The 24,304-nt window shown below is 65.0% G+C and carries 30 protein-coding genes; 10 read left to right on the top strand and 20 right to left on the bottom strand.

All coding sequences use genetic code 11. The annotated features are described in order from the left end of the window. Positions 1-90: 90 nt before the first annotated feature. The 13 genes from JMJ54_RS12030 to JMJ54_RS12090 form a co-directional block, all read right to left on the bottom strand. Complete coding sequence (locus tag JMJ54_RS12030) at positions 91-810, bottom strand: tetratricopeptide repeat protein (RefSeq protein WP_203538802.1); 720 nt, start codon at positions 808-810, stop codon at positions 91-93. A 93-nt stretch (positions 811-903) separates the two neighbouring features. Then, complete coding sequence (pal, locus tag JMJ54_RS12035; RefSeq protein ID WP_203538803.1) at positions 904-1,443, bottom strand: peptidoglycan-associated lipoprotein Pal; 540 nt, start codon at positions 1,441-1,443, stop codon at positions 904-906. A gap of 125 nt (positions 1,444-1,568) precedes the next feature. Next, complete coding sequence (tolB, locus tag JMJ54_RS12040; RefSeq protein WP_203538804.1) at positions 1,569-2,867, bottom strand: Tol-Pal system beta propeller repeat protein TolB; 1,299 nt, start codon at positions 2,865-2,867, stop codon at positions 1,569-1,571. An 8-nt stretch (positions 2,868-2,875) separates the two neighbouring features. Further along, the gene (gene tolA / locus JMJ54_RS12045; RefSeq protein ID WP_203538805.1) at positions 2,876-3,742 is read right to left on the bottom strand and encodes a cell envelope integrity protein TolA; all 867 of its coding nucleotides are present in this window, start codon (positions 3,740-3,742) and stop codon (positions 2,876-2,878) included. Beyond that, positions 3,739-4,155 (bottom strand): protein TolR, encoded by a 417-nt coding sequence (gene tolR / locus JMJ54_RS12050; RefSeq protein WP_239000051.1) that lies wholly within the window; start codon positions 4,153-4,155, stop codon positions 3,739-3,741. Before tolR ends, tolA begins: the two co-directional genes overlap by 4 nt. Positions 4,156-4,168: 13 nt before the next feature. Next, on the bottom strand, positions 4,169-4,837 hold the full coding sequence (gene tolQ, locus JMJ54_RS12055) for a protein TolQ (RefSeq protein WP_203538806.1): 669 nt from the start codon (positions 4,835-4,837) through the stop codon (positions 4,169-4,171). Positions 4,838-4,925: 88 nt separating this feature from the next. Continuing rightward, positions 4,926-5,363: a hypothetical protein gene (locus JMJ54_RS12060; protein ID WP_203538807.1), complete on the bottom strand. Its 438-nt coding sequence runs from the start codon at positions 5,361-5,363 to the stop codon at positions 4,926-4,928. Between the two features lie 137 nt (positions 5,364-5,500). Further along, positions 5,501-5,905, bottom strand: coding sequence for a hypothetical protein (locus tag JMJ54_RS12065; protein ID WP_203538808.1), 405 nt, complete (start codon positions 5,903-5,905; stop codon positions 5,501-5,503). A gap of 79 nt (positions 5,906-5,984) precedes the next feature. Then, the gene (gene ruvB, locus JMJ54_RS12070) at positions 5,985-7,031 is read right to left on the bottom strand and encodes a Holliday junction branch migration DNA helicase RuvB (RefSeq protein ID WP_203538809.1); all 1,047 of its coding nucleotides are present in this window, start codon (positions 7,029-7,031) and stop codon (positions 5,985-5,987) included. After that, complete coding sequence (locus JMJ54_RS12075; protein WP_203538810.1) at positions 7,028-7,639, bottom strand: phosphatase PAP2 family protein; 612 nt, start codon at positions 7,637-7,639, stop codon at positions 7,028-7,030. The genes ruvB and JMJ54_RS12075 overlap by 4 nt, the downstream gene beginning before the upstream one ends. 97 nt (positions 7,640-7,736) lie before the next feature. Further along, positions 7,737-8,336: a Holliday junction branch migration protein RuvA gene (gene ruvA, locus JMJ54_RS12080; protein ID WP_203538811.1), complete on the bottom strand. Its 600-nt coding sequence runs from the start codon at positions 8,334-8,336 to the stop codon at positions 7,737-7,739. Between the two features lie 93 nt (positions 8,337-8,429). Continuing rightward, positions 8,430-8,951, bottom strand: a complete 522-nt coding sequence (gene ruvC, locus JMJ54_RS12085; protein ID WP_203538812.1) for a crossover junction endodeoxyribonuclease RuvC — start codon at positions 8,949-8,951, stop codon at positions 8,430-8,432. Further along, positions 8,951-9,829 (bottom strand): energy transducer TonB, encoded by an 879-nt coding sequence (locus tag JMJ54_RS12090; protein ID WP_203538813.1) that lies wholly within the window; start codon positions 9,827-9,829, stop codon positions 8,951-8,953. Before JMJ54_RS12090 ends, ruvC begins: the two co-directional genes overlap by 1 nt. 126 nt (positions 9,830-9,955) lie before the next feature. On the opposite strand from JMJ54_RS12090, the gene JMJ54_RS12095 reads away from it, so the two are divergent. The 4 genes from JMJ54_RS12095 to aroG all read left to right on the top strand — a co-directional run bounded on the left by JMJ54_RS12095 (position 9,956) and on the right by aroG (position 12,501). Beyond that, positions 9,956-10,270 (top strand): c-type cytochrome, encoded by a 315-nt coding sequence (locus JMJ54_RS12095; protein WP_203538814.1) that lies wholly within the window; start codon positions 9,956-9,958, stop codon positions 10,268-10,270. Positions 10,271-10,431: 161 nt separating this feature from the next. Beyond that, complete coding sequence (gene dksA, locus JMJ54_RS12100) at positions 10,432-10,848, top strand: RNA polymerase-binding protein DksA (RefSeq protein ID WP_203538815.1); 417 nt, start codon at positions 10,432-10,434, stop codon at positions 10,846-10,848. Between the two features lie 2 nt (positions 10,849-10,850). Then, positions 10,851-11,297 carry a Fur family transcriptional regulator gene (locus JMJ54_RS12105; RefSeq protein ID WP_203538816.1) on the top strand — a complete coding sequence of 149 codons (447 nt, stop codon included), beginning with the start codon at positions 10,851-10,853 and terminating at the stop codon, positions 11,295-11,297. A 133-nt stretch (positions 11,298-11,430) separates the two neighbouring features. Continuing rightward, positions 11,431-12,501, top strand: coding sequence for a 3-deoxy-7-phosphoheptulonate synthase AroG (gene aroG, locus JMJ54_RS12110; protein WP_203538817.1), 1,071 nt, complete (start codon positions 11,431-11,433; stop codon positions 12,499-12,501). 77 nt (positions 12,502-12,578) lie between these two features. Here aroG and JMJ54_RS12115 read toward each other — a convergent pair whose 3' ends face one another. Then, entirely contained in the window at positions 12,579-13,043 is a 465-nt protein-coding gene (locus JMJ54_RS12115; protein WP_203538818.1) for a hypothetical protein, read from the bottom strand. Between the two features lie 169 nt (positions 13,044-13,212). Between JMJ54_RS12115 and JMJ54_RS12120 the strand changes: the two genes are divergently transcribed. The 5 genes from JMJ54_RS12120 (at position 13,213) to JMJ54_RS12140 (ending at position 17,505) form a co-directional block, all read left to right on the top strand. Beyond that, complete coding sequence (locus tag JMJ54_RS12120; RefSeq protein ID WP_203538819.1) at positions 13,213-14,556, top strand: bifunctional enoyl-CoA hydratase/phosphate acetyltransferase; 1,344 nt, start codon at positions 13,213-13,215, stop codon at positions 14,554-14,556. After that, positions 14,557-15,750, top strand: a complete 1,194-nt coding sequence (locus tag JMJ54_RS12125) for an acetate/propionate family kinase (protein ID WP_203538820.1) — start codon at positions 14,557-14,559, stop codon at positions 15,748-15,750. 216 nt (positions 15,751-15,966) lie between these two features. Further along, complete coding sequence (locus JMJ54_RS12130; protein ID WP_203538821.1) at positions 15,967-16,710, top strand: BPSS1780 family membrane protein; 744 nt, start codon at positions 15,967-15,969, stop codon at positions 16,708-16,710. 19 nt (positions 16,711-16,729) lie between these two features. Further along, on the top strand, positions 16,730-17,104 hold the full coding sequence (locus JMJ54_RS12135; RefSeq protein ID WP_203538822.1) for a diacylglycerol kinase: 375 nt from the start codon (positions 16,730-16,732) through the stop codon (positions 17,102-17,104). A gap of 59 nt (positions 17,105-17,163) precedes the next feature. Next, positions 17,164-17,505: an antibiotic biosynthesis monooxygenase gene (locus JMJ54_RS12140; protein WP_203538823.1), complete on the top strand. Its 342-nt coding sequence runs from the start codon at positions 17,164-17,166 to the stop codon at positions 17,503-17,505. Position 17,506: 1 nt separating this feature from the next. On the opposite strand, the gene JMJ54_RS12145 is transcribed toward JMJ54_RS12140, so the two are convergent. From JMJ54_RS12145 to JMJ54_RS19555, 3 genes are read right to left on the bottom strand one after another with little or no spacing between them, the layout of a single operon-like run. Beyond that, positions 17,507-17,920, bottom strand: a complete 414-nt coding sequence (locus tag JMJ54_RS12145) for a DUF2721 domain-containing protein (protein WP_203538824.1) — start codon at positions 17,918-17,920, stop codon at positions 17,507-17,509. A 2-nt stretch (positions 17,921-17,922) separates the two neighbouring features. Next, positions 17,923-18,672, bottom strand: coding sequence for a LytR/AlgR family response regulator transcription factor (locus tag JMJ54_RS12150; protein ID WP_203538825.1), 750 nt, complete (start codon positions 18,670-18,672; stop codon positions 17,923-17,925). Next, complete coding sequence (locus JMJ54_RS19555; protein ID WP_203538826.1) at positions 18,638-19,672, bottom strand: sensor histidine kinase; 1,035 nt, start codon at positions 19,670-19,672, stop codon at positions 18,638-18,640. The genes JMJ54_RS12150 and JMJ54_RS19555 overlap by 35 nt, the downstream gene beginning before the upstream one ends. 122 nt (positions 19,673-19,794) lie before the next feature. Here JMJ54_RS19555 and JMJ54_RS12160 point away from each other — a divergent pair, with 122 nt between their 5' ends. Further along, entirely contained in the window at positions 19,795-21,288 is a 1,494-nt protein-coding gene (locus JMJ54_RS12160; RefSeq protein ID WP_203538827.1) for a YifB family Mg chelatase-like AAA ATPase, read from the top strand. On the opposite strand, the gene JMJ54_RS12165 is transcribed toward JMJ54_RS12160, so the two are convergent. From JMJ54_RS12165 to JMJ54_RS12175, 3 genes are all read right to left on the bottom strand, one after another. Beyond that, complete coding sequence (locus tag JMJ54_RS12165) at positions 21,285-21,647, bottom strand: hypothetical protein (protein WP_203538828.1); 363 nt, start codon at positions 21,645-21,647, stop codon at positions 21,285-21,287. The genes JMJ54_RS12160 and JMJ54_RS12165 overlap by 4 nt on opposite strands. A gap of 151 nt (positions 21,648-21,798) precedes the next feature. Then, complete coding sequence (locus JMJ54_RS12170; protein WP_203538829.1) at positions 21,799-22,743, bottom strand: GlxA family transcriptional regulator; 945 nt, start codon at positions 22,741-22,743, stop codon at positions 21,799-21,801. 10 nt (positions 22,744-22,753) lie between these two features. Beyond that, a complete protein-coding gene (locus JMJ54_RS12175) occupies positions 22,754-23,950 on the bottom strand; it encodes an MFS transporter (protein ID WP_203538830.1) in 1,197 nt (398 codons plus the stop codon). Positions 23,951-24,304 lie beyond the last annotated feature (354 nt).

A 24,304-nucleotide genomic window follows, 5' to 3' on the forward strand; every position in this document is an offset into this window, starting at 1 on the left:
GGTTTTTCCAGACCGGAATGTCCGGCGGAAATGCAAACGGCAGCGGCGAGGGCCGCTGCCGCGGGAATGGGGTTGATCAGTACAGGCCGATCAGTTGACGCTCAGCAGCGCCTTCTTGGCCGTCGCGGCCTTTTCGGACTGCGGGTATTTCTCGACCAGCTGCAACAGGAAGCTGCGGGCTTCCTTCTTGTTACCCTGGGCGTTGGCACACACGGCCAGACCGAACAGGGCATCGGGCGCCAGTGCGTTGTCCGGCGCCTTGTTGACGATCTCGGCGTAGGCAAAACGCGCGTTCTTGTAGTCCTTCAGTGCGGCATAGCTGTTGCCCATCCAGTACTGCGCGGTCGGCACGTTCGGATCGGCCGGGTTCGCGGTGACAAACTGCTTCAGCGCCGCCACGGCATCCTTGTGTTTGCCGCCCTGCGACAGCTTGATTGCGTCGTCGAGCGACTGCTGGCTGGCCTGCTGCGCATCGGCCTTCTGCTGCGCCTTGGCGCCCTCGATGGTGCGGACCCGGTTGTCGAGGTCGGTGAACAGGTCCTTCTGCTGCTTGCCTGCCTGATCCTGGTTGAACTGCAGCACCTCGATCTGGCCACGCAGATTGGCGATTTCCTGCTTGAGACCTTCGATCTGTCCCAGCAGATTGAGCATCTGCTTGTTGCTGGCTTCGAGCTGGTTCAGCCGGGTGTTCTGCTTGGCATTGTCCTGCTGCAGATCGGTGATCTGCTGACGGGCGACATTGTCGTCGAACAGGCCGGCGTGGGCCTGCACGGCAAAGGCGAGGGTGATCAGGGCAACAAGGCGTTTCATTGGACGGTCTCGGAATGAACAAAGCCGGCATCGTGGCGACGCCGGCTAGCCTAGGCGGTTTTGCCGGGCGGCACAAGGCCGCCCGCGACCGGCTTACTGGGCCGATTCGCCCTTGTACACCAAGTTGGCGTTACGGTTGCGCGAACGGGCTTCGTCGGTCTGGCCCGGCTCCAGCGGCTTCTCTTCGCCGAAGCTCACGCTTTCCAGCTGCGATTCCGGCACGCCCAGCGACAGCAGGACCTTCTTGGTCGCTTCGGCACGCTTCTGGCCCAGCGCGAGGTTGTACTCGGCGGTGCCGCGATCATCGGTGTTGCCCTGAACGATCAGCTTGGCATCCTTGTTGGCCAGCAGGTACTTGGCGTGCGCGGCCAGCAGGGCCTGGTAGTCCGACTTGACGACGAAGGAGTCGAAATCGAAGTAGACGCGGCGCTGCGACAGGATGTTGTTCGGATCGGTCAGCGGGTTGTTGCCCTTGTTCAGGTCGCTGCCCTGGGTCAGGTCGACGGTCGCCGGCTTGGTTTCACCGCTGGTGACCGGAGCCGTGGTCTTGCCCGCATTCGGATCGGCCGGCGGCGTGCTCGAGCATGCGGCCAGCAGGGCGGTCATCAGTACGGACAGAGCAACTTTTTTCATCTTTATCTCCCATCAAGGTTGAGCTTGGGTGAGCAAATAACACCGCAACACGTGCGGCCAGCATAGGGGAAAGGCGGGGCATCGGCGATGGAAAGAATGCCAATGTCCCGACCTGCGCGTTCACGTCAGCGCAGCAGCGGCCCCCAGGCCGGCTGGCGCACGTCGCCGTTTTGCGCTTTCAGGCGCTGCTTGATCCGGCCGTCGACCGACACGGCGGCCAGCGTGCCGCGGCTGCCTGTTTCGTAGAGGATCATTCGGCCGTTCGACGCGAAGCTCGGCGAATCGTCCGAGCCGGTGTCGGTCAGTACCTGGATCTGCCGGCTGGCCATGTCCATCACCGCAACTTGGAAGCCCTTGCCGGTCCGGGTGATCAGTGCCATCGACTTGCCGTCCGGGCTGACCTTGCCCGAGGCGTTGTACGCGCCCTGGAAGGTCAGACGTTCGCCGCCACCGCCCGATACCGGCATCCGGTAGATCTGCGGGCTGCCGCCACGGTCGGACGTGAACACGATGCTCCGACCGTCGGGCGTGAACGAAGGTTCCGTGTTGATGTCGCCGGTATTGGTCAGCCGGCGCGGATTGCTGCCGTCGGCATTGACGATGTAGATCTGGCTGCCGGCATCCTTGCTCAGCACCACGGCGAGCTGGCGGCCGTCCGGCGACCACGACGGCGCCGAGTTCGAACCCTTGAACGCCGCGGCCTTCCAGCGCTTGCCGCTGGCTAGGTCCTGCACGTAGACGATGGGCTTCTGTTCCTCGAACGACACGTAGGCGAGGCGTCCGCCGTCCGGCGACCACTTCGGCGACATGATCGGCTGGTTGCTGGCGAGCACCGTCTGCGCGCCGTAACCGTCTGCGTCGGACACCTGCAGTTCGTGACGCTTGCCGCGCTTGACCACGTAGGCGATGCGCGAATTGAACGCACCCGGTTCACCGGTCAGCTTCTGGTAGACCATGTCGGCGATCTGGTGCGCGACGCGGCGCGACTGGCCGACACGGGCCGAGAGCTGGTGCGCCAGCAGCACGTTCTTGTTCGACAGGTCGACGAGCCAGAACTTGACGGTGAAGCTGTCGCCGGCCGGGATCACGCTGCCGATCAGTGCCGTCTGCGCGCCGCGACCGGTCAGGGCGGCCGGGTTCAGCTGTTCGGGGGTGAACGGTGTCGGTGCCAGATCACCGGCACCGATGACCTTGAACAGCCCGGAGCGGGTCAGGTCGTCGCCGACGACGGGCGTCAGCGCCTGCGGCAGCGACTGTTCGGACTGGAACGGCACAATCGCGATCGGGTACTGGCTGGCGCCGGCACCGACGACCTCGATCGTCATGTTGTCGGCGGCACGCGCGTGCATCATCGTGAACAGCAGCGCGGCGGCCAGGAACAGCCAGCTCGTCATGCGCTGCAGGGAGGTCTGGAAGGTCGGCATACGTCTCCTCAATCTTTCAGGCGGAAATTGATGTTCCATTCGCGGTACTGGCCCGAGAACGGCTGGCCTTCGGGCAACGGCGGCATTCTGCCGAGCGCCATCACCGCACGTTGTGCCGCCTCGTCATAGGCAGCGATACCGCTGGATTTGACGACGGTGACACTGCTGATCGTGCCGTCGGGCAGCACGCTGATTTTCAGTCCGGCCGCCGGATTGCCCTTGTCGTCCGGGTAGACGAGTTTCGAGCGGATCAGCTGGCCGACCTTGCTGCGGTAATCGGTGAGCCCCTTGCTCGAAATCGGGCTCGTGCCGCTCCCGCTGCCCGGCCCGGTATTGACCGTCGCGTTCGGATTGCTGCCCTTGCCGCCCGGCTTGGCGCCGGCGCTCGGCGTGTTGTTGCTGGTGCTGAGCAGCTGGTCGAACTCGGACTGCGGCTTGGCCTTGGGTTTGGCTTCGGCTTTCTTCGGTTCCGGCGTCGGCTTCGGAGCCGGCGTGGGTTTGGGAACCGGGGTCGGCTTGGGCGTCGGCGCCGGTGTGGGGGTCGGCACCGGGGTCGGTTTGGGCTTCGGCGTCGGCTTGACCTTCTCGACCGCGATGTCGGCCTTCTTCTCCGGCAGCGGTTCGGGCTTCGGTTCCGGCGTGGCCGGCGGTGGCGTCGGTTCGGCCTTCGGTTGCGGCTTGGGCTGGGCGACCTCGTGCTGCGCCGGTGCGGGCGGCGGGCCGCCCCACAATTCGACTTCGACCGGCTGCGGCTTCTTGGTCTGCCACTGCACCGACACCATCAGGAAGACCGCGAACAGCACGTGCACTGCCGCTGCCAGCACGAAGGCCAGCGTCTTGCGCTCCTCGGGGTGGCGTTGGCGATGGTCGATCACTTCGGGCGCACCAGGAGGCCAACGCGGGCGACATTGGCGGCCTTGAGCGCGTCCATCGTCGCCATCACCGTTTCATAGCGGACCGACTTGTCGCCGGCGATCACCACCGGCCGGTCGGCCTTGATGGCGAGCTTGTCCTGGACCAGCGCGACCAGCGCACGGGCATCGGCGACGGTTTCGCTCTTGCCGGCATCCGTCAGCGTCAGCTCGCCGTCCGGGCCGATCTCGACGCGCAGCGGCTCGACGCTGGCTTCCTGATCGGCCTTGCCGACCGTGGGCAGGTTGACGACGCCGGGCGACTGCATCATCGGCGTTGCGACCATGAAGATCACCAGCAGCACCAGCATCACGTCGATGTAGGGCACGACGTTGATCTGGTTCATCGAACGGCGCGGTCTTCGGGTTCTGGCCATGATCCGGCGCCCCTTAGCGAGCCTGACGCTGCAGGATGTTGGAGAACTCTTCGATGAAGGTATCGAAGCGGTTGGCCAGCGCGTCGACGTCGTGGGCGAAGCGGTTGTAGGCGACGGTGGCCGGGATCGCGGCAAACAGGCCGATGGCGGTGGCGACCAGCGCCTCGGCGATGCCCGGTGCCACGGTAGCCAGCGTCGCCTGGCCGACGTTCGCCAGGCCGCGGAACGCGTGCATGATGCCCCAGACCGTACCGAACAGGCCGATATAGGGCGAGACCGAGCCGACCGAAGCAAGGAAGGACGTGTGCTTGTCGAGCCAGTCGAGCTCGCGCTGGCAGGCGGCGCGCATCGCCCGGCGGGTGCCTTCCATTACGTCCGACAACTCCATGCCGCCCTTCTGGCGCAGTTTGAGGAATTCGGAAAAGCCGGCGATGAAGATCTTTTCCATCCCGACCGAATGGCCCCGCTTGGTCTGTTCGAACAGCGCATTCAGGTCCGAGCCGCTCCAGAAGCGGTCTTCGAACAGTTCGCTGGCCTTGGCCGCTTTCGAAACCGTGAAGTACTTGCTGAAGATGTGCCACCAGCTGAGCAGCGACAGCAACACCAGGATCGCCATCACCAGCTGGACGACCAGGCTGGCGTGCATCACGAGTTCGAGAATCGACAGGTCTTGATTGGGCATCGGGTTTACCGGGTTGGGGTGGACGGGGCGCGGCCTATGGCAGGTTCGGTCCTGCGGGCCGCGACGAGTTCCTTGCGCTTACAAGCGGTTACTCGGCCAGCGGCGTGGTCACGACCTGGCCGGGTTGCTGCTGGTTCAGCTGGGTCTGGATGGCGGCGGCGAGCCGGGCGGTCCAGACGTTGTAGTTCGGGTGGATGAAAATCCGGCCGTCACTGACAGTTTCGTACTTGAGATTGAAGCTGTCGAGGTAACGGATTTTCACCATCTGCGGGGTGTACTCGATCGTGACCTTGGCGGTGTGCTTGCCGCCGCCGACATCGAGCGTGGCTTCGATGCGCCCCGGCGCGGCCTCGCGGGTCTGCCACTTGACCTGGCCGGCTCCGGTGACGATGGCGTTCTTGATCTGGGTGTCGTCGAGCTGGCGGCCGATATTGATCGTTGCCGGATCGCTGAGCGGTGCCTGACGCGCCTGTGCCGCAGTGGACAGGCCGAACAGCAGGCAAAGGGCGATGAGAAGATGCTTCATTCTGCGCTCCAAGGGTCCCGGCCATTGTAAGCGTTCGACCGAGCCGGGTTGAATCGCACAATGACCGAAACTTGCCGTTGTGATGCGGGGTTGGAAATATTCACGCCGACCGGCGTTGCTGTCCGGTCGGCGGCGGATCAGTTGACGGCGATCCGGCTGGCGTCGAGCTGCTTGCGGATGTCGTTTGCCAGCGTTTCGGTCCACTTCATGTAATTGCCGTGGATGTAGGTGCGGCCTTCGGCGGGCTGGTAGTCCATGTCGGCGCTGTCGAGATAGCGGATCGCCACGCCGTGGTCGTCGTAGCTGATGGCCACTTTCACCATGTGCCGGCTGCGGACCGTGATCGATGCATCGATCTGGCCCGGTGATACTTCGGTAGCCTGCCATTTGCGCTTGGTCGCGGCGGTGATGATCGCGGTCTTGACGGTTTCGGCGCTGGCCGGTGCGGTGAACTCGATCTTGGGCGGTTCGCGCAGGACGTCGGCCCATGCCGGGGCGGCGAGGCCGATCACGAGGCCGAGTGCGCAGAGGATTTTTTTCATTGTGCTCTCCTGTGTAGTGCGACCGACAGGTCGCGCAGGCGGAGTGTAAATGAAGTCCTGCCAAGCGCCATGGCTGGCGTCAGGCCTTGTCGGAGTCACCCGGCGGGTTCAGCCCGAAATGCAGGTAGGCCGACGCGGTGGCGATCCGGCCGCGTGGCGTACGCTGCAGCAGGCCTTGCTGGATCAGGTAGGGCTCGAGCACGTCCTCGATGGTGTCGGACGCTTCACCGATCGCCGCGGCGACGTTGTCGAGGCCGACCGGGCCGCCGCCGAACTTCTCGATCACCGCCGACAGCAGTTTGCGGTCCATCACGTCGAGGCCGGCGTGGTCGACGTCGAGCATCTGCAGCGCCGCGTCGGCGACGTCGCGGGTCACGGTGCCGTCGTGCTTCACCTCGGCAAAATCGCGCACCCGCCGCAGCAGCCGGTTGGCGATCCGCGGCGTGCCGCGGCTGCGTCGGGCGACTTCGAACGCACCGCCTTCGTCCATTTCGACATTGAGCAGGCTGGACGAGCGCTCGACGATCCGCGTCAGTTCGTCCGCGGTGTAGAACTCGAGCCGGGCGACGATGCCGAAGCGGTCGCGCAGCGGATTGGTCAGCATGCCGGCGCGGGTGGTCGCACCGACGAGGGTGAACGGCGGCAGGTCGAGCTTGACCGAGCGCGCGGCCGGGCCCTCGCCGATCATGATGTCGATCTGGAAGTCCTCGAGCGCAGGGTAGAGGATTTCCTCGACCACCGGGCTGAGCCGGTGGATTTCGTCGATGAACAGCACGTCGTGCGGTTCGAGATTGGTCAGGATCGCCGCCAGATCGCCGGCGCGCTCGAGCACCGGCCCCGAGGTCTGGCGCAGGCTGACGCCGAGTTCTCGGGCAATGATGTGGGCCAGCGTGGTCTTGCCCAGCCCCGGCGGACCGAACAGCAGCACGTGGTCCAAAGCCTCGCCGCGTCGCTTCGCCGCCTCGATGAAGATCTCCAGCTGGCCGCGCGCCTTCTTCTGGCCGACGTACTCGTCGAGCAGCTTCGGCCGCAGCGCGCGTTCGAGCTGTTCCTCCTGCTGTGACACCGTCTTGGCGGTGACGACGCGTTCGGGCGGCAGGGCGGACAGGGAGTCGGTTTCGATCATCGGTGCAATCTCGCCGGCGCACGCGCGCCGAGGTGGAAGTAGACGGCCAGCAGGACCGTGCCGACCGCATAGCCGGCGAGCACGTCGCTGCCATAGTGTACCCCGAGCACCAGCCGCGCCAGTCCGCCGGCCAGTACCAGTGCGGCGGCGGCGGTCACGACCGCGACGCGGGCGTGCGGCCAGCGTCGTGCCAGCAGCCAGCCGAGTGCGCCGAACAGCGTCATCGCCGCCATCGCGTGGCCGCTCGGGAATGACGGGCCGTGCACGGACATCAGGTGTTCGAGCCCGGGCCGGGGCCGGTTGACGCCGAACTTGATCGCCGCATTGACCAGCCAGCTGGCGACCACCAGCAAGGGCAGGCCGGGCCAGGCGATCCGGCCTGCACGGCGCAGCAGCCAGCCCGTAGCCAGCGCGATCGGTACCGAACCCCAGAAGCTGCCGGCCCAGCCGAGCAGCAGCGCCAGCGTCACCATGAGCGGACGGCGGTCGTACAGCCAGCCGGACAGCGTGGCATCGAAGCCGGTTTGCAGCGGCGTACCCAGTGCGGCGAGCACCAGCAGGAAAACGGCGAACCCGCTCGCGGCGAGTCCGAGGTGACGGAGGGACATCGGGAATCCTGTCGATGACGACAAAGCACGGAGCCTAACGGGGACGGCTGCCGGCGCGAAACGCAGAAAATGACACCACCCGGATTGAACCCGCGCCTTAGAGCCTGGCCAGCGCCTTCAGCGCTAGGCGGATGCCGTTGCTGACGTCGACGTCGTCAGGCAGCGTTTTCATGGCGGCATTGGCCTCGCGCTCGTTGTAGCCGAGTGCCAGCAGTGCGTTGAGGATGTCGCCGGACGGCCCCTCGCCAAACAGCGGCGTCGGCAGTTTGGCGGCGACGGCCGCGCTGGTCGGCAGGCTGCCGAGCTTGCCCTTGAGTTCGAGGATCAGCCGCTCGGCCGTCTTCTTGCCGATGCCGGGGACCTTGGACAGCCGGGTGACGTCCTCGCCGGCCACTGCCAGCGCCAGTTCGTCGCTGTTCATGCCCGAGAGGATGGCCAGCGCGATCTTGGCGCCGATGCCGCTGATCCTGATCAGGTGGCGGAACAGGTCGCGCTCGGCCCGGCTGGCAAAGCCGTACAGCAACTGGGCATCCTCGCGCACGACCAGATGCGTGAACAGCTCGACCTTGGCGCCAAGTGCCGGCAGCACGTAGAGCGTGCTCATCGGCACGTCGAGCTCGTAGCCGACACCGGCGACATCGACGACCAGCGTCGGCGGTTGTTTCTCGATCAGGGTTCCGGTCAGGCGGGCGATCATCGTTCGGGCTCGGTCAGGCGCAAAAGCGCAGTATAGCGTTGCCCGCCATTTTGTAGAACGATCGTTGCATATGAGTCGGGTGCCGGCCGGCAGCTAGGCCAGGCGACCGCGTTTGACCGTCAGTCCCAGCTTCGCCAGTTGCGCTGCCGCGCCGCCGGCGTGCTGCGAGTGCGCCAATGCCACGGCCAGCGCGTCGGCCGCGTCGGCCTGCGGTACGCCGGAGAGCCGCAACAGCCGCTGCACCATCTGGCCGACCTGATCCTTGCCGGCGTGACCGTTGCCGACGACGGCCTGCTTGACCTGCAATGCGGTGTATTCGGCGATCGGCAGCCCGGCATGCACCAGCGCTGCAAGCACCGCGCCGCGCGCTTGGCCCAGCATCAGCGTCGATGCCGGGTTGACGTTGACGAAGACCTGTTCGACCGCGGCGATTTCGGGGTGGTAGGTCGCGACGACTTCGGCGATGCCGTCGAGCAGCGCGCGAACGCGCTCGGGCAGGCTGCCGCCGCCGGTCTTGATGCAGCCCGAGGCGACATAGTTGCGGCTCTGGCCGGCAACGTCGATGACGCCGAACCCGGTCACGCGCGAGCCCGGGTCGATGCCGAGGATGCGCATCAGGGTGCGGCCGTCGAGGCGAGGGTATTGTTGCGGGCGAACGTCCAGGTCCGCACGATCACCAGCACGGTCGCCGGCTGGCCGAGATCGTCTCGCAGTCCCTTGGGCAGCGGCGCGAAGGGCGCGGCGCGCTGGAGGATCTTCAGTGCCGCGTTGTCGAGCTGGCGGTTGCCGGACGAACGCTCGACCTTGCTCGAGCGGATCGAGCCGTCGGTGTTGATTTCCACTGCCAGTTGCAGGCTGCCGTAGAGCTTGTTGCCGGCGGCGTCGGTCGGATAGGTGCTGGTGCCGATGCGCTCGACCTGCTGGCGCCACTGGTCTTCCCACACCGCGGTCAGCGCTTTGGTCGCCGCAGTATTCAGGAAGGCCTTGCGGGGTTTTTCCTCGTAGGCGCTGACCTGCTGCTCGATCCGGCCGGCGAGGCCGGACAGCTCGCGCGCCGTTTGCGTTGGCTGCTTGTCCTGGCCACGGATGGCTTCGGTGTTGTCGTGCTGTTCGCTGGGTTTGGCCGGTGCGGCCAGCAGGCCGCCGGCACGCAGTTTGGCCATCAGGGCCTGTTGCTGGGCTTCAAGCTGCTGCTGGCGCGACAGCTGCTGCTGCAATTCGACCGAAGCCTGCTGGTTCAGCACCGGCAGCGGGCTGGCGGCATGGAGCTTGGCGTCGGTATTGCCGCCGCCGTCGACGTTTTCCTGCGCGCGGACCTTGGCCTTGCTCGGCGTGGTTTCGGTGTACTGGTTGACCAGCACGACTTCGAGCGGCTGTTCGGCGAATTGCCGCCGGATTTCCGGCAGGACGAACTTGATGCCGAAGATCGCCACCGCGTGCACCGAAAACGACAGCAACAGGGCCATCGTCATGAAGCGTTGCATGCGATCCATGCGTCTGCCCAAACCCGTTTGAAAGTGTGTCATATGAATCGCGCGAGTGTAGCACGGGCCCCCGGTATCCAAGTGTTTGACCTATTGCTAATATGCTCCAATAAGACAACCAAGAAAGGTTATGCCGTGAAGCTCGTTCGTCTCCTGCCCGCGCTGTTTGCCCTGTCCTGTCTGCCGGCGTTGGCGGCCGACGATGGCGCCAAGCTGATCGCCAAATACAACTGTCTTGGCTGTCATGCCGTTGATCACAAGATTGTCGGTCCTGCGTACAAAGACGTCGCGGCGCGCTATCGTGGCCAGAAGGGGGCCGAAGCGATGCTGATGCAGGAAGTGCGCGCCGGAACCAAGGGCAAGTGGGGCGGACCGGTGGCGATGCCCCCGCAACAGATCAGCGACACCGACCTGAAGGTGATCGTGCAATGGATTTTGGCGCAGAAGTAAGGCGCCGGAAGCTGCAAGGCATTCGCGAGTGTGAACGCCTTGTGGCTGGTAAATGTCTTATTGCAATGGACACTCGACTTGATTAAGCTGCCTGCCCATTTGGCGCGTCATGTCTTTGTAAGCGGCCGCGCTGCTGGGTTCTAGAATAAGCGAGTACGACGATGGCCAAACTCACCGAGAAAGACATCCTCAGCTGGAACGGTCCGGAAGAGGACTATATGAACCCGGATCACCTCGAGTTCTTCCGGGAACTGCTGCTGAAGAACAAGGCGGAGCTGCTGGCCAATGCCAGCCAGACCAGCCAGAACCTGCAGGAGCAGGAAGCGACGCCCGATCCCGCCGATCGCGCGACGCTCGAGGAAGAGTACGCACTCGAGCTGCGTACCCGCGATCGCGAGCGCAAGCTGTTGATGAAGATCGAGTCGACACTGCGCAAGATCGATGATGCTTCCTACGGCTATTGCGAAGACACCGGCGAGCCGATCGGACTGGGCCGGCTGTTGGCGCGTCCGACCGCGTCGCTGTCGCTTGAGGCGCAAGAACGCCGCGAGCGGATGAAAAAGCAGTACGCCGACTAAGCATGGGCGTGCGGGCCGCCCCGCCCGCCGCCGGGGTCGATACGCTCGACCCGGCGCGCGAGCTGATCGCCCGTACCGGTGCGCGTGCCACCGCCGCCCGCCTGCGCGTGCTGGCGGCGTTGATCGCCGCGCAACGGCCGTTGTCGCACCTCGATGTCGTCGAGGGCCTCGATCCGGCGATCGACCGGGTCACCGTCTACCGCGTGCTCGAATGGCTGACCGACGAAGGCCTGGCGCACAAGCTGGCCGGTGACGATCGGGTCTGGCGCTTTTCGGTCGCGACGGTGCAACACCGTCACGCCCACTTCCACTGCCGCGTTTGCGGGCGTTTCTACTGCATCGAATCGTTCCGCACCGATTTGCCGGTTGCGCTGCCGCAAGGCTTTGCCGCCGAGGCGCTCGAGATCACCATCAAGGGCGTCTGCGCCGACTGCCGCGAATCGCGCTGATCGGCGGTGTCCGGCGTTTCCCTCTTTCGGCTGTAACGCCCTTGTTCGGCCTTGGCGAAGACGCTACCCTAAGCGTTCGATAAAAATACCGCGCTGCACAAGGCCAGCGTGCTGCCACGCTCAGGGATCCACCATGCATTACCAGACCGACGACGTCCGTATTCGCGAGATCAAAGAACTGCTGCCGCCCGTGGCAGTGCTGGAAAAATATCCGGTCACCGAGACCGCGTCGGCGGCGGTATTCGAATCGCGCCAGGCGATCCACCGCATTCTCGAAGGCAGCGATGACCGCCTGCTGGTCATCGTCGGGCCGTGCTCGATCCACGATACCAAGGCCGCGCTCGAGTATGGCCAGCAGCTGCTGAAGCTGCGCGAGCAGTACAAGGGCACGCTCGAGGTGGTGATGCGCGTGTACTTCGAAAAGCCGCGGACCACCGTCGGCTGGAAGGGCCTGATCAACGATCCGTACCTGAACGGCAGCTTCAACATCAACGACGGCCTGCGCATCGCCCGCAAGCTGCTGCTTGAACTGAACGATACCGGTTTGCCGACTGCCGGCGAATTCCTCGACATGATCACGCCGCAGTACATGGCCGATCTGATGAGCTGGGGTGCGATCGGTGCGCGTACGACCGAATCGCAGGTCCACCGTGAACTGTCGAGCGGCCTGTCTTGCCCGGTCGGCTTCAAGAACGGTACCGACGGCAACATGAAGATCGCGATCGACGCGATCCGCGCCGCCGGCCAGCCGCACCATTTCCTCTCGGTGACCAAGATGGGCCATTCGGCCATCGTCGCCACCGCCGGCAATCCGGATTGCCACATCATCCTGCGCGGCGGCAAGGAACCGAACTACGACGCCAACCACGTCCGTGCCGCGATGGCCGATCTGGCTGCCGCCGGTGTGCCGCAGAAGGTGATGATCGACTTCAGCCATGCCAACAGCCGCAAGGACTACCGCCGGCAGATGGAAGTGTCGAGCGACGTCGCTGCGCAAATCGGCGAGGGCAACGGCGCGATCTTCGGCGTGATGATCGAGTCGCATCTGGTTGCAGGCCGCCAGGATCCGGTCGAAGGCAAGGAGCTGTGCTACGGCCAGTCGATCACCGACGGCTGCATCGGCTGGGGCGATACCGAAACCTCGCTGGCCGAGTTGTCGGAAGCCGTGCTGCGCCGTCGCGCACTGGCCAAACTCGGCGCCTGACCGGCTTCGATTCATTCGTTTCGATCCGGAATGCAAAACGCCCCGCAATGCGGGGCGTTTTGCATTTGGCCGGGACTTCAGCGCGATCGCGCCAGCTTTTCCCGCACGAAATGCTCGACATCGGCGACGTCGATCCGGCCCGGTACCGACAGTTCGGACAGGTCGACGCCGAGCCGTGCCGCCAGCCGGGCGGCATCGACCGACACCATCAGCCAGTCGACCGGATCGGTCGCCTGTTCTGCATCCGCGGTGGCCGGTGTCGCGGCCGGCGGGAACAGCCAGCCGGTCGGCGTTTCCTCGATATCCATCAGTGCGAGCAACTCGCCGGCGCGTACCGGATCACCGACCGCGACCACGTAGCCGTTCAGGACACCGGCTTCGGGCGCGTGAACGTGCTGGTCGCTGCCGTTGTCGAACACCAGCGTCAGCAGCCTGGCATCGCCGGCTATCTGTGCACCAACCGGGTATTGCAGGGCGCGCACGGTGGCGACACCGTCGAAGTCCGGTGCGCATATCAGATGGGTCGTCGTGTCGGCAGCCATGGCGGTAAATATCTACGTGGCGGGAACCGTGGAGGGCTTGATCTTAACCAACAAGAGTCAAGAGGTTTGTCATTAATGTAGCCGGATCGGCTTTTTAATTGCAGTGCAACAATGGCCTTTCTACGATGTGGGCATATTTCTCGTTTCAGCCCAGTGGAAGAATAGACCGATGACCCAGGAAAACATTCTGTTCGACGACATTCAGCCCGGCATGCGCTACACCCGCACGCACGTGGTCAAGCCGGGAGATCTTACCCTGTTTGCGCTGATCGCCGGTTCGCGCGAGATCGCCGGCAAGCTGCAGGCGCCGGCGATCGGTGCGTTCTCGCTGCTGTCGTCGACGGCAACCAATTTTTTCCCGGGCAACGGATCGATCCTGGCGGGGCACTCGATGCAGTCGTTCGGCTGGATCCGCGACGGCGATACCCTGTCGATCGCGCTGACGGTGCAGGAAAAGGATCCGGCCAGCCGGCAGGTCGTCGTCGACTGCCGTTGCGAAAACCAGGACGGCGAGGTGATCGCATCCGGGCCGATCACGCTGATCCCGCCGACGGTGAAGCGCGAAAACCGCTTCGACGAACCACCACAACTTACATTGCGGCAGTACCACGTCTTCAGTAATCTCCGCGCCCGTGCCGCCAAGCTGCCGCCGGTGCCGACCGCCGTGGCGCATCCGACCGACGAGGCGTCGCTGCGGGGGGCGCTCGAAGCGTACGAAGCGGGTCTGATCACGCCGATTCTGGTGGGGCCGGAAGCGAAAATCCGCGCCGTGGCCGATCACGAAGGACTGGATCTGGCCGGGCTGCGCATCGTCGATACCGAACACAGTGTCGCATCGGCCGAAGCCGCCGTCGCGCTGTGCCGCAACGGCGAGGCGGAGGCCCTGATGAAGGGCAAGCTGCACACCGACGAGCTGATGCGTGCGGTGATGGCCAAGGAAGGCTTGCGTGCGGGCAAGCGTGTATCGCATGTCTACGTGATGGACGTCCCGGCATACGGCCGGCCGCTGCTGGTCAGCGATGTGGCGATCAATATCGCCCCGGATCTCGGCGCCAAGGTCGACATCACCCAGAACGCGATCAATCTGGCGCACGTGCTCGGCATCGAACGCCCGAAGGTGGCGCTGCTGTCGGCGGTCGAAACCGTGTACGACAAGATGCCGTCGACGCTGGATGCGGCGCTGCTGTGCAAGATGGCCGATCGCGGCCAGATCACCGGAGGCGTGCTGGATGGCCCGCTGGCGTTCGACAACGCCGTCTCGAAGACGGCGGCGCAGGCCAAGGGCATCGAGTCGCCGGTGGCCGGCGAGGCCGACGTGCTGATCGTGCCCGATATCGAGGCCGGCAACATGCTGGCCAAGTTGATGATTTATTTCGCCGGGGCCGAAGCTGCCGGCATCGTACTGGGTGCGCGCGTTCCCATCGTGCTGACCAGTCGTGCCGACGATGTGAAGTCCCGTCTTGCCTCCGCCGCCGTCATGGCGCTGGTGGCGCATGCAAAAGGAAGCCATTAAATGAACGATCTTCTCCTCGTCATCAATGCAGGTTCGTCGAGCATCAAGTTCTCGCTGTTCGAGAACACCCCGTCCGACCCGACGCTGCTGTACAAGGGCCAGATGGAAGGCATCTACGTTACGCCGCACTTCACCGCCAAGGATGCGTCCGACAAGAAGCTCGTCGACGAGGATCTGCCGGCCGAGCTGCCCAAGAGCCATGACACGTCGCTGCGCCACATCCTCAAGTGGCTCGACACCGTCACCGCAGGCCGCAAGATCGGCGTCATCGGTCACCGCGTCGTCCACGGCGGTACGCGTTTCTCCAAGCCGGAGCTCGTTACACCGGAAGTGATCGTCGAGCTGGAAAAGCTGATCCCGCTGGCACCGCTGCACGAACCGCACAACATCACCCCGATCAAGATCATGGGCGAGCTGCTGCCGGGCGTGCCGCAAGTCGTCTGCTTCGATACCGCCTTCCATTCCGGCCAGCCCGAACTGAACCAGCTGTACGCGCTGCCGTACGAGCTGTCGCTCAAGGAAGGCATCCGCCGCTACGGTTTCCACGGCCTGTCGTATGAATACATCGCCAGCGTGCTGCCGCAGATCGATACCAAGGCCGCCGAAGGCCGCACCGTTGTTGCCCACCTCGGCAACGGTTCGTCGATGGCGGCACTGCTGGCGTGCAAGGGCATCGCGTCGACGATGGGCTTCACCGCGCTTGAAGGCCTGCCGATGGGCACCCGCACCGGTTCGATCGACGCCGGCGTCGTGCTGCACCTGATCAACCATCTGAAGATGGACGCAAAGCAGATCGAAGACCTGCTGTACAAGCAGTCGGGCCTGCTGGGCCTGTCGGGCATTTCCAGCGACATGCGTGATCTGGAAGACAGTGGTACCGTCCGCGCGAAGCTGGCGATCGACTACTTCGTCAGCAAGGTCGTGCGCGAGGCCGCATCGCTGGCCGCCGCGCTCGAAGGCTTCGACGCGCTGGTGTTTACCGCCGGTATCGGCGAGAACGGTGCCGATGTGCGTCTCGATGTCTGCCGTCAGCTGCGCTGGCTCGGTGTCGAGATCGACGAGGCCGCCAACAAGGTCCGCTCGGGCGAGCCGCGCCGCATTTCGCTGCCGGACAGCAAGATCGCCGTGTACGTGATCCCGACCAACGAAGAGCTGGTGATCGCGCGCGCATCGCGTGCCTGCATCGCAAGCTGATCGGCTTGCAGGACCAAACGCCGGCGACGTGTTCGCCGGCTTTTTTGCGTCCCCGGGTTTCATCGTGATTACATCATTGCCCGTTACACTGGCCGCAATCCGGTCGCATCCCTGCGGACTGTTGCGGCAACTCCCCTTAAACTGGGAACAAACCCCGGCCGCACCGGTCTGGTGAAACCCGCATCCGCGGTGCCATAACGACAACAAGGAGAGACCATGGACAACGAAATCGTCATCGACAGCGCCCCGGAAGCGCGCCGCTTGCCGGCAGGCGACGGCTGGCGCTGGATTGTCGAGGCGGCCCGGTTGTTCCGGGCCAACTGGCTGCAGTGGCTGCTGATCTCGCTTGTTTTCGTCGTCATCGTCATGGGCCTGTCCCTGATGCCCTTTATCAACGTGCTCTCGACGGTGGTGACGCCGGTGCTGCTCGGCGGCGTGATGTGGTCCGCGCAGGGCGCGCGCCAGGGACGCGCACCCGAGATCGGCGATCTGTTCGCCGGCTTTCGCCAGCGCCCGCGTGAACTGCTCCGCGTCGGGCTGTATTACCTGATCGGTGTGCTGATCGTTGCGTTGCTGCTGGTGGCGCTGATTTATCTGTTCGGTCTGACCGAGACGTTCGAGGCGTGGAGCAAGGCCGAGACGATGGCCGATCGCCCCGAGATCGGCAGCAGTGGCCTGCTCGTGGTGGTGCTGGGTCTGGTCGGCATGCTGGTCGTCTACAGCAGCTATTTCTTCGCACCCGCGCTGGTGATGCTGCACGGCGTATCCGCCAGTGAGGCGATGAGGCTGTCGCTGGTCGGCTTCTGGCGCAACTGGCTGCCGGTGATGCTGGCCTCGGCAATCCTCAGCCTGCTGGCGATCATCGCGATGATTCCGATGATGCTCGGCCTGATCCCGCTGATTCCGGTCGTGCTGCTGACCAACTACACCGCCTACGCCGACGTCTTTGAAACGCGCTGATCGCTTGCTGGAGCAGGGAATGAAGGAAAGTCCGTTCAAGGGAAAGCGCGGCCTGTCGCGCGTGATCAACGCGCTCGGCTATTCGCTCGACGGCCTTGGCGCAGGCTGGCGCAACGAAGCGGCGTTCCGCCAGGTGTCGCTGCTGGCGGTCGCCGGGATCGTTGCCGCCTTCGTGCTGCCGCTGCCGGCGTGGGCGCGGGCCGTGGTCGTCGGCAGCCACGTGCTGACGGTGATTGTCGAACTGCTCAACTCGGCGATCGAGGCCGCGGTCGATCACACCTCGCTCGAAAAGCACCATCTGGCCAAGCGCGCCAAGGATCTGGGCAGTGCGGCCCAGCTCGTCTGTCTGGGCAATCTGGCGCTGATGTGGGCGCTGGCGCTGTTCGGACGCTGATTTTTTTCTGACGAAAATTGAAATGGATATACTGCGCGCTTCTGCTCCGGGGGCGCGCAGTGTACTCAAGCACTTTCATTTTCGAGAAAAAGCAGTACGACGCCGAGTTCGAGCGGCTGGATCCTCTGATCGCCGCCGCAGCGCGCGCCCATCCGGATTTTGCCGGTGAGGAGCACTGGGAGAACCCGCACAATGGCCGGCTCTGTGTCGTGTATTACTGGCATTCGCTCGCCGGCCTGCACGCGCTGATGCGCGACCCGCAGCATGTCGAGGCGAAGCGCCAGTACCAGCGCTGGTACAAGGGATTTCAGATCGTCATTGCCGAGGTGGTGCGGGCCTACGGCGATGGCCACTTCGCCGACCACCCGGTGGCGGCGTTCAGGGCGGCAGAGCCGGCCTGAGTCAGCGGTCGAGCTTGCGCAGATCCTGTTCGATATCCTGCAGCAGGATGTTCAGCGCAGCATCCGAAATCAGGACTTCGGCGAGGCACAGCACCAGCGACAGCACCATCAGCGCGAGGCTGACGATGAACATGAACTGGGCCGGTCCGGTGTTGCCGAAAAACACCAGGATCATCGACACGATGCACGACAGCAGGCTGACGACACCGAAGGCCTGCATGCCGCGAATCAGCGCGACACGACGCCGGAAGTTGCCGATCTGGCGCAGATTGTTGACGTGCGGACTGCGCCGGTGGGTGTCGTAGAGCTGGCGGATGATCGTCGACAACGCGAGAAAACGGTTGGTGTAGGCGAGCATCAGCAGCGAAATCGCCGGAAACAGCAGCGACGGCGTCGCCAGACTCAGTTCGTTCATGCCTACTTCTTGAAGTCCTTGATCACGTGCTGCTGGCGGCGGCTGACGGCCAGCCGCTCGGGCAGGTCCTTTAGTACCGCGACCCAGTGCGTTTCGCCGCCATTCGACGCGGCGCGCTCGAAACCGGCCAGCGCGTCGGTCGCGATCAGGCAGTTGCGGTGGATGCGGACGAACTGGCTGCCGAACTCTTCCTCAAGCCGGGTCAGCGAGTCTTCGAGCAGGTATTCGCGCTCTCGGGTCTTGAGCGTGATGTATTTCTGCTCGGCCTTCAGGTAGCGCGCCTCGGAGACCGGAATCAGGTGCAGCCGGCCGCGTTCGGTGACGCTGAAATGGCTGCGAGCATGCGACGACGGTGCCGCCTCGCTGCGAGCCTGCCGCGCCTGCGCAACGCGCTTGAGCGCCTCGATCAGCCGCTCGCGCCGGATCGGCTTGAGCAGGTAGTCGATGGCGCGGACTTCGAAGGCCGCGACGCCGTATTCCTCGAAGGCGGTGGCGAAAATCACCGCCGGCGGGTGTTCCTGTGCCTGCAGCTCGCGGGCGAGCTCGATCCCGCTCATTTGCGGCATCTGGATGTCGATGATCGCCGCGTCGGCGTCAGCATCGGCCAGCTGGCCCAATGCGGACATGCCGTTGGTGGCGGTGCCGACGATCTCGTGCGGGCACTCGTCTGCACAGTCGACCAGTACGTCCTGCAGGCGGCGTAAGGCCGGCAGTTCGTCATCGACGAGAAAAAGGCGCAGCGGCGTCGTCATGCAAAATCTCCCGGTAGGGCAGCAAGATGTGTACTTGATAATAGTCGCTGCCGGCTTCTGTCGTCAGGCTGGCTTCGGTATCGAAGTGCAGCAGCAATCGTTCACGGATGTTTTCCAGCGCCATGCCATTGCCCTCGCGGACACGCACCGTGTTGCTGGGCAAGGCATTGCGGACGATCAGGTAGACGCGTTCGCGCGCCTGGCCGATGCGGATCTGGATCGGTGGCGGGTCGAGCAGGGGCTCGACGCCATAATAGATGGCGTTTTCCAGCAACGGCTGCAAAACCAGTGGCGGCACGGCCGCGTTTTCGGGCATGTCGTCAATCTGCCAGTCGACTTTCAGCCGGTCACCGAGGCGGATCATCTCGATGTTCAGGTAGCGCTCAGCCACTTCAACCTCGCTGACCAGCCTTGCCAGCTTACGGTTATCCTTCATGACAACGCGGAACAGATCGGCGATGTCCTGCAGCGCTTCCTCGGCCTTGGCCGGTTCGTAGCGAATCAGCGACAGTACGGCGTTGAGACTGTTGAAGAAGAAGTGCGGCCGGATGCGCGCCTGCAGCGCAGACAGCCGTGCTTCGGCCAGCCTTGGTACTAGTGCGCGGTGGCGCATTTGCAACAGCCAGAGAAAACCCAGCGTCGACAGCAGGATCATCAGTTCGGGGGCGAACTGGGCATTCGGATTCACCTGGATCGGCATCAGCAGCACCCGGCCGATCCAGCCGCAGCCGACGGTGACGGCGCAGACGATGAACACGCCGAGCCGGTACGGCAGCCGCCCCAGCGTCGGTGCCAGTCCGGCGAGGATGGCCAGCGACGGCAGCAGTACCAGCTCGACCCAGATCGCCGAACTGGCGACGCGGGAGGCCCAGTGCGCCCAGTGCGGCAGGTCAGCCAGCGTGTGCAGCAGCAGCAGCAGGTGCGAATAGACGAGGGCATGCAACATCACGCTCGGTGAGCGGAAATCGGGCAACTCGTCGATAACGGTCTGGGCGCTCACAAGGACTTGATGCGAGTTCGAAAGCATCAACTATAACGAAACCCGCCGTTCGTCGGTTTTTTGCCTGCCTTGCGGTCAAACCTTACCGCCTGTCGGTCTTTTGCTCCTGCTCCGGAAATACCATGTCCATTGCCCTGATCCACAGCCGCGCCCTGCTCGGTCTTGCCGCGCAGCCGGTCACCGTCGAAGTGCACCTCGCCAACGGCCTGCCGGCATGCACCCTGGTGGGACTGCCCGACGTGGAGGTCCGCGAGGCGCGCGAACGTGTCCGCGCGGCCTTGAGTGTTGCCGGTTTCGAATTCCCGGCGCGGCGGATCACGGTGAATCTGGCACCGGCGGATCTGCCGAAGTCGTCGGGCCAGTTCGATCTGCCGATGGCGATCGGGCTGCTCGCAGCCAGCGGCCAGATTCCGGCCGACCAGCTCGACCGGTACGAGTTTGCCGGCGAACTGGGGCTGGCCGGCGATTTGCGACCGGTGCGCGGTGCGCTGGCGCTGGCGCGTGCCGCAGCCCAGTCCGGACGCACGCTGATCGTGCCGGCCGCCTGTGCGGCCGAGGCTGCGCTTTACCCCGGCGCGACGGTGCTGGCGGCGGAGCACCTGTTGCAGGTCTGCCGGCATTTCGCTGCCGGCGAGGCACTGCCGCGCGCCGAGGCCGCACCGGCCACCGCGGTCGAGACGCATCCCGATCTGGCCGATGTGCGAGGCCAAGTGCAGGCGCGGCGGGCACTGGAGATCGCGGCGGCCGGCCGGCATTCGCTGTTGCTGATCGGCCCGCCCGGTACCGGCAAGTCGATGCTGGCGCAGCGTCTGCCCGGGCTGCTGCCGCCACTGGCCGCCGACGAGGCGATCGACGTCGCCAGCGTGCAGTCGCTGTCGCGCACAGGCTTCGATGTCAGGCGCTTTGGTCAGCGCCCGTTTCGTCATCCGCACCACACGGCCAGTGCCGTTGCCCTGGTCGGTGGTGGCAGCGTGCCGCAGCCGGGCGAGATCTCGCTGGCGCATCATGGCGTGCTGTTCATGGATGAACTGCCGGAATTCGATCGGAAGGTGCTCGAGGTGTTGCGCGAGCCGCTCGAGACCGGTGAGGTCCACATTGCCCGGGCCGCACATTCGGCGTGCTTTCCGGCGCGCTTCCAGCTGATCGCGGCGATGAACCCGTGCCCTTGCGGTTATCTGGGACATCCGCAGAAAGCATGCCGTTGTACGCCCGAGCAGGTGGTGCGCTATCGCGGTCGGCTATCCGGGCCGCTCTTGGACCGGATCGACCTGATCGTCGAGGTGCCGGCCCTGCCGGAGGCGGCGCTGCTGTCGGCACCCGATGGCGAGCCGAGCGCGCCGGTGCGCGATCGTACCGAGCAGGCCGGACGACGTTCGCTCGCGCGGCAGGGCAAGCCGAATGCGGCGCTGGCGGGGAAGGACATCGAAGTGCATTGCGCCGTGGATGCGGCCGGGCAGGCGATGCTGCAAGCCGCGCTGACGCGCTTGCACCTGTCGGCACGGGCGTTCCACCGGGTATTGCGGGTGGCAAGGACGATTGCCGATCTGGCCGGTGCCGATACGATCGCTGCTGCACATGTCGCCGAGGCGGTGCAGTACCGGCGCGGTCTGGGCTAGCCGTTCAGGGGCAGCGACTGGCTGACGAGGTCAAGGCGTTGCCGCCACGATGCGGCCAGATGCGGCGGCAGATGGCGGTCGATCGATTCGGCGAACAGCGCGTTGACGGTCCGCCATTCGCATTTGCTGACCGGGTGGTCGTCGATGGCCTGAAAGTGCGGCAAGGCGGGCGGCAAGCGATAGCTTTCTCCGTCGAGCACCGCATACCAGAACGCCAGCAGCGTGCGGCGCAGGGTTTCGAACTCGGGGATGCGCGCATTGATGACGGCGAACCAGGGGTGCTGTTTCAGGGTGTCGACGAAGTCGTCGATGACGGCCTGCAGCCTGCCGTAGCCGATGGTGCTGGCAAGAGCTTGCAACTCGGGCTCCTTGGGGGGGTGACGGTAGACAAATCCTACGCGGCCGAGGTTGCGGTATTACTACCGGCAGCGCCATGATCCAGCTCACGTTGGCGCGCATTGCGCCAAAGAGTGTGGGCCGAAAACCCGGGCGCACCGAACGGTTTGGCGCCTAGTGGCTGCCGAAACGGGCCCGATAATCCTGCGGATTGACCCCGCGATGCCGCAGCAGCACCCGCCGCAAGGTCTGGGTGTCGCCGAGCCCGGCGTCCAGTGCCACCCGTTTCAGCGGCAGCGCGGTGTCGGTCAGCAGGTGGCAGGCCGCATCCAGCCGCAGGGCTTCGACTGCCGCCGCCGGCGTCTGTCCGGTTGCGGCGACGAAATGGCGGGCAAAGCTGCGCGGACTCATGTTCATCCGTTCCGCCAGAACGTCGACACGCAGGTCGGCATCGGGGTGCGCGGCGATCCAGGCGATCAGTTCGGCAAATCCGGCATTGCGGCTCTGTGCCGCCAGCGCGGCGCTGAATTGCGACTGCCCGCCCGGGCGCTTGAGGAAAACGACCATCTGTTTGGCGATGCGCATTGCCACCGCGTGGCCGAGATCGGCTTCGACCAGCGCCAGCGCCAGATCGATGCCGGCGGAAATGCCGGCCGATGTCCAGAGCATGCCGTCATTGATATAGATCGCGTCGGTATCGACGGTGATGCTCGGATCGATGGCCTGCAGCTGTGCGGCGTACTGCCAGTGCGTGGTGGCGCGGCGACCGGCGAGGACGCCGGCTGCGGCGAGGATCAGCGCACCGGTGCAGACGCTGGCCAGCCGGCGTACCCGTGGCTGCCAGTCGCGCAGCGCTGCCGAGACCGCCGGCGCGCTCGGCTGGCCGCCGGGCACGATCAGCGTATCGATATCGGTGACTGACGCCAGCGGCACCGTGGCGAACTCGGCGCCAGCCGAGCTGCGGACCAGGCCGCCGGCAATCGATGCCAGCGTGGTCCGGTACGGTACCGGTACCGCAAAGCCGTTGCGCACCGGCTGCGAGAACACTTCGAGCGGCCCGGCAACGTCGAGAACGTTGACGTCGGGGTAGAGAACGAAGACGACGTGGCGTGGTTTCATCGCGGCATCCTCAGGCGGTTGCCACGGCCGGTCGCGGTGCGAAGCGCCAGTACAGCGTCGCCAGCACCGGCACAATCAGCAGGGGCAATACCGCGGCATTCAGCGCGCTCCAGCCGTAGCGCTGCAGCCACGGTGCGGCGATGAAGGAGCCGAGTGCGGCGGCACAGCTGGTTGCGAATTCGCTGCCACCCTGGGTGCGGGCACGCTCGTTGGGCCGGTACGACTGCGCCAGCAGCGTGGTGCCGGCGACGAACATGAAATTCCAGCCGACGCCGAGCAGCATCAGCGCGACATAGAACGCCGGCAGCGCCGTCGACGCCTGACCGAGCACCGCGCTGGCGGCGAGCAGCAGGGCGCCCGACAGCGACACCGGCAGCACGCCGAAACGGCCGATCAGCCGGCCCGAAACAAAGGCCGGCGCGAACATGCCGAGCATGTGCCACTGGATCACGCCGGCGCCGTCCGCAACGTTGAAGCCGCAGGCCAGCATCGCCAGCGGGGTGGCCGTCATCAGGCACACCATCACGGCGTAGGCGATCAGGTTGTTGGCAATGGCGGCGATGAAGACCGGTTGCGCAACGATGAGCGAAAGCGGCCGGGGCGCTTCGCAGGTAACGGCTTCGGCGGTGTCATGCCGCGATTCGCGGTAGCGCAGCAACAGCAGTAGCGACGCCAGCCCGAGTGCGGCGGCCAGCAGGTAGGCGCCGGCGAACGGCACCGCGGCAAACCAGTCCTGCGCACTCCTGGCCAGCAGCGGCCCGAACAGTGCGGCCAGCACGCCACCGGTCATCACCGTTGCAATCGCGCGCGCCTTGGCATCACCGGTGGATTCGTCGGCCGCTGCCAGCCGGTAGTACTGCGCGAACGCCTGAAAGACGCCGATGCCGGCCGTGCCGACACAGAACAGCACGAAATCGTGGCGGAACATTGCCAGCGCCGAAACCAGCCCGCCGAGCATGCCGGCCGTGGCGCCGATGGTGAAACCGCGTCGCCGTCCGAGCTTCTTCAGTAGTGACGCAGCCACCAGCGCGGTGAGCGCCGCGGTGACGATGATGATCGAGAACGGCAGCGTTGCCAGTCGCTTGTCTTCGGCGAGTACGTAGCCGGCCAGACCGGTCAGTGTCAGGTCGATCGAGATCGCGGCGGTGTACAGACCCTGGCAGATCGCCAGCGTGCGGACATTGTGGCGGGGATCGGGCGCGGCCATGGTACTGCTCCGTGTGGATGGACAGGTCCAGTGTGGCTGCCCGCTGTTTGGCTTGAGTGCCAATGTACGATCAAATTCTGCCAGATGTACAACGAAATGATTGCGAATATGCTTACTTTTTATTTTGCAAATATCTTTCTTTAGTCTTTGTTTTTTTGACATAAACAAGCAGCGTTGTCGATAATCTCAGGCTTACTATTTCCTTTCATTCCTGCCGATGGATCTCCCCAGCCTGCTCGCGTCATTCGCCGCCGCGTTCAATCAGGACCAGCGCCTGTTGTCGCTGCACTTCGCCGAAGGTCGCGGGCCGGTGCCGGAGACGCTGCTGCCGCACGTGCTCGACGGTGAAACAGC

This window comes from Jeongeupia naejangsanensis (assembly GCF_016865585.1).
Classification (GTDB): domain Bacteria; phylum Pseudomonadota; class Gammaproteobacteria; order Burkholderiales; family Chitinibacteraceae; genus Jeongeupia; species Jeongeupia naejangsanensis.

What these genes read in the sequence shown, in the direction of transcription:
- JMJ54_RS12030 (WP_203538802.1), bottom strand. Translation starts at nt 810, where the DNA reads ATGAAACGCCTTGTTGCCCTGATCACCCTCGCCTTTGCCGTGCAGGCC.
- pal (WP_203538803.1), bottom strand. Translation starts at nt 1,443, where the DNA reads ATGAAAAAAGTTGCTCTGTCCGTACTGATGACCGCCCTGCTGGCCGCA.
- tolB (WP_203538804.1), bottom strand. Translation starts at nt 2,867, where the DNA reads ATGCCGACCTTCCAGACCTCCCTGCAGCGCATGACGAGCTGGCTGTTC.
- tolR (WP_239000051.1), bottom strand. Translation starts at nt 4,155, where the DNA reads ATGGCCAGAACCCGAAGACCGCGCCGTTCGATGAACCAGATCAACGTC.
- tolQ (WP_203538806.1), bottom strand. Translation starts at nt 4,837, where the DNA reads ATGCCCAATCAAGACCTGTCGATTCTCGAACTCGTGATGCACGCCAGC.
- JMJ54_RS12060 (WP_203538807.1), bottom strand. Translation starts at nt 5,363, where the DNA reads ATGAAGCATCTTCTCATCGCCCTTTGCCTGCTGTTCGGCCTGTCCACT.
- JMJ54_RS12065 (WP_203538808.1), bottom strand. Translation starts at nt 5,905, where the DNA reads ATGAAAAAAATCCTCTGCGCACTCGGCCTCGTGATCGGCCTCGCCGCC.
- ruvB (WP_203538809.1), bottom strand. Translation starts at nt 7,031, where the DNA reads ATGATCGAAACCGACTCCCTGTCCGCCCTGCCGCCCGAACGCGTCGTC.
- JMJ54_RS12075 (WP_203538810.1), bottom strand. Translation starts at nt 7,639, where the DNA reads ATGTCCCTCCGTCACCTCGGACTCGCCGCGAGCGGGTTCGCCGTTTTC.
- ruvA (WP_203538811.1), bottom strand. Translation starts at nt 8,336, where the DNA reads ATGATCGCCCGCCTGACCGGAACCCTGATCGAGAAACAACCGCCGACG.
- ruvC (WP_203538812.1), bottom strand. Translation starts at nt 8,951, where the DNA reads ATGCGCATCCTCGGCATCGACCCGGGCTCGCGCGTGACCGGGTTCGGC.
- JMJ54_RS12090 (WP_203538813.1), bottom strand. Translation starts at nt 9,829, where the DNA reads ATGGATCGCATGCAACGCTTCATGACGATGGCCCTGTTGCTGTCGTTT.
- dksA (WP_203538815.1), top strand. Translation starts at nt 10,432, where the DNA reads ATGGCCAAACTCACCGAGAAAGACATCCTCAGCTGGAACGGTCCGGAA.
- JMJ54_RS12105 (WP_203538816.1), top strand. Translation starts at nt 10,851, where the DNA reads ATGGGCGTGCGGGCCGCCCCGCCCGCCGCCGGGGTCGATACGCTCGAC.
- aroG (WP_203538817.1), top strand. Translation starts at nt 11,431, where the DNA reads ATGCATTACCAGACCGACGACGTCCGTATTCGCGAGATCAAAGAACTG.
- JMJ54_RS12115 (WP_203538818.1), bottom strand. Translation starts at nt 13,043, where the DNA reads ATGGCTGCCGACACGACGACCCATCTGATATGCGCACCGGACTTCGAC.
- JMJ54_RS12120 (WP_203538819.1), top strand. Translation starts at nt 13,213, where the DNA reads ATGACCCAGGAAAACATTCTGTTCGACGACATTCAGCCCGGCATGCGC.
- JMJ54_RS12125 (WP_203538820.1), top strand. Translation starts at nt 14,557, where the DNA reads ATGAACGATCTTCTCCTCGTCATCAATGCAGGTTCGTCGAGCATCAAG.
- JMJ54_RS12130 (WP_203538821.1), top strand. Translation starts at nt 15,967, where the DNA reads ATGGACAACGAAATCGTCATCGACAGCGCCCCGGAAGCGCGCCGCTTG.
- JMJ54_RS12135 (WP_203538822.1), top strand. Translation starts at nt 16,730, where the DNA reads ATGAAGGAAAGTCCGTTCAAGGGAAAGCGCGGCCTGTCGCGCGTGATC.
- JMJ54_RS12145 (WP_203538824.1), bottom strand. Translation starts at nt 17,920, where the DNA reads ATGAACGAACTGAGTCTGGCGACGCCGTCGCTGCTGTTTCCGGCGATT.
- JMJ54_RS12150 (WP_203538825.1), bottom strand. Translation starts at nt 18,672, where the DNA reads ATGACGACGCCGCTGCGCCTTTTTCTCGTCGATGACGAACTGCCGGCC.
- JMJ54_RS12160 (WP_203538827.1), top strand. Translation starts at nt 19,795, where the DNA reads ATGTCCATTGCCCTGATCCACAGCCGCGCCCTGCTCGGTCTTGCCGCG.
- JMJ54_RS12170 (WP_203538829.1), bottom strand. Translation starts at nt 22,743, where the DNA reads ATGAAACCACGCCACGTCGTCTTCGTTCTCTACCCCGACGTCAACGTT.
- JMJ54_RS12175 (WP_203538830.1), bottom strand. Translation starts at nt 23,950, where the DNA reads ATGGCCGCGCCCGATCCCCGCCACAATGTCCGCACGCTGGCGATCTGC.